This window comes from Stenotrophomonas sp., assembly GCF_059505245.1.
The window spans coordinates 1-9,800 of record NZ_JCACKF010000004.1 but is presented as its reverse complement, the minus strand read 5'-3'; the positions used below and the strand labels follow the sequence as shown (position 1 = coordinate 9,800).

The window sequence follows — 9,800 nt, the reverse complement described above, 5'->3', positions numbered from 1 at the left end:
GTTGAGGCCGCCTTGTCGCGTGCCGACCCCCGCTGGCCGGGCGAGGGCGATGAGGCGGGGGTGTCTGCGCGCAGCGAGTCCCCGCGTCGTCCCTCGCCGGGCCGCGGCGCGCCGGGAACCGGTGCGTAGCACCGGCTCGCGGCCGGCGGAGCGTTTCTTTTGGTTACTTTTCTTTTCGCGAAAAGAAAAGTAACGCGCGACCCAGCGTCAGTGGCAGGCAACGTCAGCCGCAAGGCAGAAATCAACCCAGCATCTCCAGCCCGCGCACTTCGGTGATGCCCAGCCCCGGCACGTCGCTGATGCTGATCTCCGATTCGTTGAAATGCACGCCGCCGCTGACCGGATCGAACTGGCCAAGCGAGGGGCCGTCCAGATCGACCTTGGTGATCACATCGCTCTTGGCCACGGCCAGGTGCACGGCGGCGGCCACGCTGATGCTCGATTCGATCATGCAGCCGATCATGCACGGCACGCCGTAGATGCCGGCAATGTCGGCGATGCGGATCGCGTTGGACAGGCCGCCGGTCTTCATCAGCTTGATGTTGATGATGTCGGCCGCGCGCTGCTGGATCAGGTCCATCACCTGGCTCGGGCTGAACACGCTCTCGTCGGCCATCACCGGCGTGTTGACGCGGTCGGTGACATACTTCAGGCCGCTGATGTCGGCCGCTTTCACCGGCTGCTCCAGCAGTTCAAGCACCACGCCGGCGTCTTCCAGGGTACGCATCGCATGCACTGCCTGCTTGGCGGTCCAGCCCTGGTTGGCGTCCAGGCGCAGCAGGGCGCGGCCTTCCACGGCGGCATGGATCGCCTTGACCCGTTCGATGTCCAGGCCGATGTCCTTGCCGACCTTGATCTTCAACGACTCGAAGCCGCGTTCGATTGCCGACAGCGAGTCGGCCACCATCTTGTCGATGTAGTCCACGCTGATGGTGATGTCGGTGGTGATCACCGGGTCGCCACCACCGAGCATCTGGTACAGCGGGGCGCCGTGCAGCTGCGCCCACAGGTCGTACAGCGCGATCTCCACCGCCGCCTTGGCGCTGGTGTTGCGCTCCATCGCGGTCTGCACCAGCGTGCACAGGTGGTTGAGGTTGACCACGTCCTGGCCGATCAGGCGCGGGGCGATGAAGTGGCGGATCGCTTCGATGATCGAGCCGTGCGTATCGCCGGTGATCACGGCGGTGGCCGGGGCTTCACCATAGCCGGTGTTGCCGGTGTCGGTGCGGATCAGCACCACCACGTCTTCCACGGTTTCCACCGTGCGCAGGGCGGTCTTGAACGGTGTCTTCAACGGCACGCGCAGCATGCCCAGTTCGATGGCGGTGATCTTCATTCAGGAGTCTTGGCCCGCAGGCGCTGGATGTTGGTGATGCGGTCGATGTAGCGGACGGTATCGCTGGCCATCATCGGCTCCAGCGGCGTGACCGAAACACCATTGAGATGGGCCTGCACGCGCGTGCCGTCGGCACCGAACCAGCTGCCGCCCGCCGTATCGTGGATCACCCACGTACGACCGTCGACGTGGCCGATGGCCATCATCACGTGGCCGGGGATGTAGACCAGATCGCCGACCTTCAGGTCGGTGACGGCACGGTCGCGCAGTGCCTTGCCGTCCTTGCCGGTGAACGGCAGGCGATCCAGCGCCGGGCTGACCGCCTGTGCACTGGTATTGCGTGGCAGCAGCACGCCGAAGCTGCGGTAGATCTCGGAGACGAAACCGCTGCAGTCGCGGGTGTCGTAGTCGTGGCCCCAACCGTAGCGCTCGCCGAGGAACTTGAAGGCCTGCTGCAGCAACAGGCGCGGGGTCAGGGCCAGGTAGTCGGCGGCGGTGTCCTGCGAGCGCGGCAGCAGGGCCGGTACCAGTTTCAGGCGACCATCTGCCTCGCGTACCGGCAGCTGCACCACCCATGATGCGTGCGCCTGCTGGCCGTTCACCGGTTCTGACGCGGGCCAGTCGGCCAGCACCGGCAGGCGCACGCCCATGTCCAGCTGCAGGCGCGAGACACGCGGTTCTTCCGGGGTGTAGGCGGTCTGCGCGGTGGCACCGGTGATGATCCGGTAGGGTCCCTTCGCGCCGTAGCCGAGCACCGTGGCCTTGTCGCCGCTGGCGATGGCGTCGGCTTCGATCCACGCGCTGTAGCGCTCGCTGTGCACGAACAGCCAGCGGCCGTCGGCACTGCGGTGGACCACGGCGACCTTGTCGCCGGGGAACAGTGCCGATTCCTGGAAGCGGTCGATGTCGGTGTCACCGACGGTGCTGAAGACGCGCTCGCGGGTGGGGAAGGTGCGCAGTGCGGCACGCTTCACCACCAGCCCGTAGGCCGGTGCCACCTGGGCGGGGATTGCATCAAGGCCGAGGTTGGCTTCGATCGCGCTGCGCAGGGCCGGCGCGATGGGCGTGCCCTTGTCGCTATAGAGGGTGCGCGTGGGCCAGCTCGACAGCGCGGTGATGCTGGCACGCACCGTCGCCGCATCAAGCTGGGCTGGCAGCGCCGCGATGTCGCGGATATGGCTGTCCTGCGCCCGCATCCGTGCGTTCTGCGCCTCGATCTGCGCGCGATCCAGGATCGGCGCATCGGCGTTGTCCAGACGCGCCGCCCAGTACTGTGGCGTCAGGTAGGCCTCGTGCAGGCCGATCACATAGGGCAGCGGTGCGCCGGGATCGGGCGCCGGGGCGGCCTGTGCAAAGGCCGGTGCGGCCAGCAGGCACAGGGCCAGGGTCAAGCGGCGCGGCCAATGCCGGTGCCGTTCGCGGGAAGCCAGGCTCATGCGGTGCACACCCTCCTCGAATGCCTTGTGGAATATTTATTCCTTTCGGCATCGAAAGCAAGAATAAATTATTGACCGGCATCCCGGCCCGTGTTACACAGCCGTTACCACCCGCGCTGGGGAAGTGTCGCTGTGGATCCTGCCATTCGCAAACCGCGTCTGCCTGCTGCTGCCGGCCTGTGTGCCGCGCTGCTGCTGTGGGTGTCGGTCACGCAGGCGGCAGACGGGCGCAGCAGCCAGCAGCGTGCGCGCCAGGCGCAGGTGATCGACCTGATCGACGGCGGCCGCTTCAGCGACGCCGATGCGTTGCTGGCGACAGGGAGCGATGCTGCCGAAGGCGCGTTCCAGCGTGAGCGCATGCGCCGCATCCGCCTGGATCTTTCCCTCGACGAAACCGCCGCCAAGTCTGCCGTGCGCCGCTGGATTCCCGACCTGACCGACGAGGAATTCGCGCGCTGGGACCAGCTTGGCCTGATCGAGCATCTCGATATCGATGGCGAGCGTTGGTACTTCAAGCGCGCACCGTCGAACCTGTTCCTGCTCAGCGACGAAGCACGCGCACGCCGCCGTGCGGATGCACCGATGCCGCCTCCGGGGCCCAACGAAGTGCTCAACGCGCACCACGCGCGCGTGGTTGCCGCGGCCGAACAGAGTGGCCGGGCGTCGGTGCTGCCGCAGCGTATCGAATTCACCCAATCGCTCACGGTGAAGGCCGATGCCGTGCCGGCCGGCGAAACCGTGCGTGCCTGGATTCCGTACCCACGCGAGATCCCCGGCCAGCAGGAGCAGGTGCAGTGGCTGGGCAGCAGCCCAGGCAAGGCGCGGGTGGCACCGGCCAGCACCTTGCAACGCACGGCCTATCTGGAGGCCAAAGCGGTGGCCGGGCAGCCGACCCGCTTCGAGATCCGCTACGCGGTCACGATCTTCGCCCGGCATACCGCGATCGACCCGGCCGTGGTGCAACCCACCCCGGCCGATACGGCGTTGAAGCCGTATCTGGCCGAGCAGCTGCCGCATGTGCGCTTCACCCCTGCGTTGAGGCTGTTCTCCGACCAGGTGCTGCAGGGCGAGACGCGCCCATATGAAGTGGTGCGCAAGCTGTTTGCTGCGGTCGACCGTATTCCCTGGGCCGGTGCGCGCGAATATTCCACGCTCAGCAACATCAGCGATTACGCGCTGCGTTCCGGCCATGCCGATTGCGGGCAGCAGACCCTGCTGCTGATCGCGCTGCTGCGCCTGAATGGCATTCCCGCGCGCTGGCAGTCGGGCATGGTGTTCTCCGACGATGGCAGTGGCTACAACAACCTGCATGACTGGGGACAGGTCTACCTGGCGCCGTATGGCTGGCTGCCGATGGACGTGACCACCGGCGCACTGGCCAGCGATGTGCCGGCCCTGCGCAACTTCTACCTGGGTGGCCTCGATGGCTACCGCATCGCCTTCAACGATGATTTCGGCCAGCCCCTCGTGCCGGCCAAGCAGCACTTCCGCTCGGAAACGGTCGACTCGCAGCGCGGCGAGGCCGAGTGGGCAGGCGGCAACCTGTACTTCGACCAATGGAGCTACGACTTCCAGTGGCGGGTACTGCCAGCCAGGCAACGCTAGCGCGACACATCGCATTCCACACCATTCAATTCTTGCAGGAGAGAGCAGGGGATGAAGGCTTACAGCATCAAGCGGGCGGCGTTGTGCGTCGCTCTCGGGGCGTGTCTGGGCGTGATCGCGCCCAGCGCATTTGCACAGGATGGTTCAGTGGTCGGCCGGCTGGTCAGCGATGCCGGCCAGGTACCGGCCGGTGCCACGGTGACCGTACGCAACCCGGCAACGGGCTTCGTGCGCTCCGTGCAGGCCGAAGCCAACGGCAGCTACCGCATTCCGCTGCTGCCGGTCGGCACCTATGAGATGGAGGTGAGCCTGCCCGGCGGAGGGGCCAGCCGTGTCGGCCAGGTGACGGTCAGTCTCGGCAGCGCGACCACGGTGAACGTGCCGCTGGGTGCGGTCAGTACCCTGGGCACGGTCGAAGTGCGGGCGCCGCAGGTGGTGTCGATGGTGGATGTGAAGTCCACCGAGTCGGCCACCAACATCACCCGCGAGGAACTGTCGCGCCTGCCAGTGGACCGTGACATCACCGCGGTGGCGCTGCTCGCGCCGGGCGCGGTGAAGGGCAAGGGGTCGCTGGGCGGGCAGGGCATTTCCTTCGGCGGTTCGTCGGTGGCCGAGAACACCGTCTACATCAATGGCCTGAACGTCACCGACTTCTACAACCGGGTCGGCTTCTCGTCGGTGCCGTTCTCGTTCTACCAGGAATTCCAGGTCAAGACCGGTGGCTACTCGGTGGAGTTCGGGCGCAGCACCGGCGGCGTCATCAATGCGGTGACCCGCTCGGGCAGCAACGATTTCAAGGCCGGTGCCGAACTGGTGTTCGAGCCGCGCGCGTGGCAGTCGCAGGCACGCGACCGCTACGACGGCAGCGGCAGCCGCTACATCACCGCCAGCCGCGACGACTACAGCCGCAGCGCGCTGAATGTGTTCGCTTCCGGTGCGCTGGTGCAGGACCGCCTGTTCTTCTTCGGCATGTACGAGGCGCGCGACTACCGTCCCACCTCGACCAATGATGCCGGCACGCGCCTGAGCCAGGGCAAGGCCGATGATCCGTTCTGGGGCGGCAAGATCGATTGGCAGATCACCGACAACCAGATGCTGTCGCTGTTCGGCTTCTCGGACAAGAGCAAGACCCTCACCGACGTCTACGCTTACGATTACGCCACGGGGCAGACCGTGGGCGAGCGCAGCAACCAGATCTACAACACGGTGGGTGGCAAGAACTGGTCCGGTACCTACAGCTGGCAGGTCAACAACGACCTGACCATGAAGCTGATGTACGGCGAGAACAAGCGCAACCGTGTGCAGAGCTCGTTGATGGACCAGAACTGCAACCGCGTGTTCGACAACCGCACGGCCGGCCAGGGCGTGCCGCCGTCACTGCAGGGCGACCGCAGCTGCACCAGCAGCTCGCAGCTGGAGTCGGCGCTGGACACGCGCAAGGCTGCGCGCGCGGACTTCGAATGGACGTTGGGCAACCACCTGCTGCGGTTCGGCCTGGATCGGGAAGAGAACACCTCCGATTACAGCCGCGCCTATCCGGGCCCGGGCGGCTTCCGCTACGACATCTACTACCGCACTCCCGGCAGCTCGCTGAACGGTGGCGTGGTGCCGGCCAGCGGCGTGGTCGTGCGCACCCGTCGCTATGAAGTGGACGGGGCCTTCGAGACGATCAACTCGGCCTACTACCTGGAAGACAACTGGCAGGTGACGCCGAACCTGCTGCTGAACATGGGCCTGCGCCTGGAAGCCTTCGACAACAAGGGCGGCGACGGCAGCAGCTACATCAAGATCGACGACATGCTGGCCCCGCGCCTGGGCTTCTCCTGGGACGTGCGCGGCGATGGCACGACCAAGGTGTTCGGCAACCTGGGCCGATACTTCCTGCCGGTGGCCAACGTCATCAACATCAAGCAGGCCGGTGGTTTCCTCGACGAACGCACCTGGTACGAGTTCCTCGGCTACACCGGCGCAGCCAACAACATCCCCAACCTGGGCGCGCAGATCGGCCCGGTGGACAACTCGCAGGGCGACGGCAGCGTGCCGGACCTGCGCGCGGAAGTGAACCGGGACATGGACCCGGTCTACCAGGACGAAGCGATCCTGGGCTTCCAGCAGATGATCAACGAGGCCTGGTCGGTAGGCGCCAGCGTGACCTACCGGCGCCTGCACAATGCCATCGATGACATGAACATCACCGCGACCGGGCAGTGTGGTGCCATCGACGGCGCGTGGATCATGGGCAACCCGGGGCGCACCAACACCGTGTGGGGTGACACCGACTGCGACGGCCGCAACGATGGCTGGATCAGCATCGACACCTCGAAGGAAGGTTGGGCGCTGTATGACGACCACGGCAATTATGTCGGCCAGCGCGGCTGGGTGAAGCCCAAGCGTGACTACAAGGCGCTGGAACTGCAGGTCGACCGCGCCTGGGACGGCAAGTGGGGCTTCAACGCCTCCTACACCCTTGCATACGGTCGCGGCAACGCAGAGGGCCCGGTCAACTCCGATACCGACTTCGCCGATGCAGGGCGCACCGAGAACTTCGACAACCCCTGGGTCAACTACGGTGGCTACGGCTACCTGGCCAACGACCGCCGCCACCAGTTCAAGTTCCGTGGCAGCTACGCATTGACCGAAAACCTCAGTGTGGCGGCCACGCTGGGCGTGCAGTCGGGCAGCCCGATTACCCGCTTCGGCGCCGGCAATCCGTTCGACGACACCGACTTCCACAGCTACTACGTGTGCGTGTCCAACTGCCAGGCGACGGTTCCGTCCCAGCGCGTGTTCGTGCATTCGCCACGCGGTGGCGATGGCCGCACGCCCTGGACCTATGACCTGGACGTGAGCGTCTCGTACAAGGTGCCGATTCCCACCGATCTGCGCCTGAAGCTGGCGGTGTACAACGTGCTCAACCAGCAGCGCGTGGTGACCGTGGACCAGGACTACGAGCCGCAGGACAGCATCGGCACGCCGAACCCGCTGTACCGCTACGGCACCGGCTTCCAGTCACCGCGCTATGCGCAGTTGACCGTGACATGGGCCTACTGAAGCCCGCACGGCAGGCTCGAAACTGCGTCTGCGCGGCGGCGCTGGCGGTGTTCCCGGTTGCGGTGGCACAGACCACCGCGACCGCCTCCCTCGATGCCGATGTCGCTGCCGTCGTCCAGCACGAGCACCTGCCCGGGCTGGCGATGGCGGTGGTCGACAACGGGCAGGTGGTCTATCGCTACGCCGAGGGCGCGCGTGGCGATGGCGGCCGCATCGACGAGGACACGTTGTTCAAGATCGCCTCCAACAGCAAGGCGATGACTGCTGCACTGCTGGCGCGGCTGGTGCAGCAGGGCAGGCTGCGCTGGGATGATCCGGTGCAGCGGCATCTGCCGGGCTTCCGCATGCACGATGCGTGGGTGGGCCAGCAGATGCAGGTGCGCGACCTGCTGATCCACAACAGCGGCCTGGGCCTGGGCGCCGGCGACCTGATGCTGTGGCCGGAACCGAACGCGTTTACCCGTGCCGACATCATCGCCGCATTGGCGCATCTCAAGCCGGTCAGCAGCTTCCGCAGCCACTATGCCTACGACAACCTGATGTACGTGGTGGCCGGTGAAGTGGCCGCTGCGGCGGGCGGCAAGCCGTATGACCAGCTGATGCGCGGGCAGGTGTTCGAACCATTGGGCATGACGCGCTGCCAGGTGGGGGCGTGGTCGGTGAAACGCGTGGGCAACGTAGCGCAGCCGCATGCCTGGCGTGGCGAACGCAATGAAGTGGTGAACGCCGATGGTGAAACCAGCCCGGACGTGCCGTCGATGGCGGCCGGCGGCATCCGTTGTTCACTGCGCGACATGACGCGCTGGATGCAGGTGCTGCTCGATCCCACCCTGGCGCCCGGCTGGCTGGACACGGAGCAGCGGCGCACGCTGTGGACCCTGCACATGCCGATGCCGCTGGGTGAACGCCAGCGGCGCTGGGACAACGCGCACTTCTACGGCTACGGCTATGGCTGGCGCGTGTCCGACATGGACGGCCAGTGGAAAGTGGCGCACACCGGCACGCTGTCAGGCATGTATTCATCGCTGGCGCTGCTGCCTGAACGCCGGGTGGGCGTGGTGATGCTGATCAACGGCGAAGGCGAGGACGCACGCACGGCCCTGATGCAGGCCGCGCTGAAGCGCTTCACCGCAGCGGACGATGCGCGCCCGGCGATGGACTACCTGGCCGAACTGGAGGCTGACCAGGCAACGCGGGCCGCGACCGGCCATTCGCGGCCATCCACCGCGGCGGCGCAGGAGACGAGCCGCACGGACCTGTCCCGCTGGCAGGGCCGCTACCGCGATCCGTGGCTGGGCGCGGCCTCGCTCTGCCCGGGCAAGGACGGCCTGCGTTTCAGCGTGGACAAGTCGCCCCGGCTGCAGGCCACGGTGCTGCAGCTGCAGGGGCGCTGGCTGCTGCGCTGGGATACGCTGGGCGACGAGGCGCAGGCGTGGCTGCAGCCAGGCGAAGGCCCGGCACCGACGCTGGACCTGCGCGCCATCGACCCGGACATCGACTTCAGCTATGACTTCCAGGACCTGCATTTCACTCGTACTGGCGACTGCGCTGGCGGCGACCACCCGCGCCGCTGAGCCACCTCGCGTTTCACCGGCAACCGACGCGGCCAGCGCCGGACTGGTGGAGATCCGCACGTTGTCGCCGCGCATCGACCTGGACATCCGCTACGCCGGTGCCAACAACTTCACCGGGGCGCGCGTGCCCGGCTACGAGGCGCCATCGTGTTATCTGCTGGCGCCGGTGGCGAAGGCGCTGGCACAGGTGGAACAGGACCTGCGCGGCGATGGCTTCGGCCTGCGGCTCTACGACTGCTACCGGCCGGTGCGTTCGGTGCAGGCGTTCATGGCCTGGGTGAACGATCCGCGCGAGCGCTCGCGCAAGGCACAGCAGTACCCGGACCTGGACAAACCACGGTTGCTGGCCGACGGCTACATCGCCGAGCGCTCTGGCCATAGTCGTGGCGCCACGGTTGATCTGGGCCTGCTGGATTGCCGCAGCGGTGCATGCACGCCGCTGGACATGGCCACCGACTTCGATTTCTTCGGTCCACGCGCGCATACGCAGGCAAGCGGATTGAGCGATGCGCAACAGGCCAATCGCCAGCAGCTGGTGCGCGCGATGGCGCGGCGGGGCTTCGTCAACTATCCGCAGGAGTGGTGGCACTACACCCTGCAGCCCGAACCGGATCCCGGCACCGCGTACGACGTCCCGGTACGGTAGGGGCATCGGCAGGGCTCGCCCTGCACCCGCGGTAGTGCCGGCCGCTGGCCGGCAACATCAGACGCAACAGCAACAGCTTGCTTTCCGTGGGTTGGCGGGGCGGTGCCGGAGTGCGGGGACGCCGTAAATCCGTCCATGGAGGCTTGGCAGCC

Annotated in this window: 6 protein-coding genes; 4 read left to right on the top strand and 2 right to left on the bottom strand. The window is 66.7% G+C overall.

The features are described from left to right. Nucleotides 1–241: 241 nt before the first annotated feature. Both AC5JLE_RS02090 and AC5JLE_RS02085 read right to left on the bottom strand, forming a co-directional pair. Complete coding sequence (locus AC5JLE_RS02090; RefSeq protein ID WP_014645715.1) at nucleotides 242–1,336, bottom strand: dipeptide epimerase; 1,095 nt, start codon at nucleotides 1,334–1,336, stop codon at nucleotides 242–244. Next, nucleotides 1,333–2,772: a C40 family peptidase gene (locus AC5JLE_RS02085; protein WP_134966454.1), complete on the bottom strand. Its 1,440-nt coding sequence runs from the start codon at nucleotides 2,770–2,772 to the stop codon at nucleotides 1,333–1,335. Before AC5JLE_RS02085 ends, AC5JLE_RS02090 begins: the two co-directional genes overlap by 4 nt. Nucleotides 2,773–2,904: 132 nt before the next feature. Between AC5JLE_RS02085 and AC5JLE_RS02080 the strand changes: the two genes are divergently transcribed. The 4 genes from AC5JLE_RS02080 to AC5JLE_RS02065 are packed head-to-tail and all read left to right on the top strand — an operon-like array spanning nucleotide 2,905 to nucleotide 9,648. Next, nucleotides 2,905–4,377, top strand: a complete 1,473-nt coding sequence (locus AC5JLE_RS02080; protein WP_134966455.1) for a transglutaminase-like domain-containing protein — start codon at nucleotides 2,905–2,907, stop codon at nucleotides 4,375–4,377. 51 nt (nucleotides 4,378–4,428) lie between these two features. Then, on the top strand, nucleotides 4,429–7,428 hold the full coding sequence (locus AC5JLE_RS02075) for a TonB-dependent receptor (protein WP_164111146.1): 3,000 nt from the start codon (nucleotides 4,429–4,431) through the stop codon (nucleotides 7,426–7,428). Next, a complete protein-coding gene (locus tag AC5JLE_RS02070; protein WP_496064977.1) occupies nucleotides 7,416–9,002 on the top strand; it encodes a serine hydrolase in 1,587 nt (528 codons plus the stop codon). The genes AC5JLE_RS02075 and AC5JLE_RS02070 overlap by 13 nt, the downstream gene beginning before the upstream one ends. Beyond that, nucleotides 8,935–9,648: a M15 family metallopeptidase gene (locus AC5JLE_RS02065; RefSeq protein ID WP_262217413.1), complete on the top strand. Its 714-nt coding sequence runs from the start codon at nucleotides 8,935–8,937 to the stop codon at nucleotides 9,646–9,648. Before AC5JLE_RS02070 ends, AC5JLE_RS02065 begins: the two co-directional genes overlap by 68 nt. Nucleotides 9,649–9,800: the final 152 nt, after the last annotated feature.

What these genes read in the sequence shown, in the direction of transcription:
- AC5JLE_RS02065 (WP_262217413.1), top strand. Translation starts at nt 8,935, where the DNA reads ATGACTTCCAGGACCTGCATTTCACTCGTACTGGCGACTGCGCTGGCG.
- AC5JLE_RS02085 (WP_134966454.1), bottom strand. Translation starts at nt 2,772, where the DNA reads ATGAGCCTGGCTTCCCGCGAACGGCACCGGCATTGGCCGCGCCGCTTG.
- AC5JLE_RS02075 (WP_164111146.1), top strand. Translation starts at nt 4,429, where the DNA reads ATGAAGGCTTACAGCATCAAGCGGGCGGCGTTGTGCGTCGCTCTCGGG.
- AC5JLE_RS02090 (WP_014645715.1), bottom strand. Translation starts at nt 1,336, where the DNA reads ATGAAGATCACCGCCATCGAACTGGGCATGCTGCGCGTGCCGTTGAAG.
- AC5JLE_RS02070 (WP_496064977.1), top strand. Translation starts at nt 7,416, where the DNA reads ATGGGCCTACTGAAGCCCGCACGGCAGGCTCGAAACTGCGTCTGCGCG.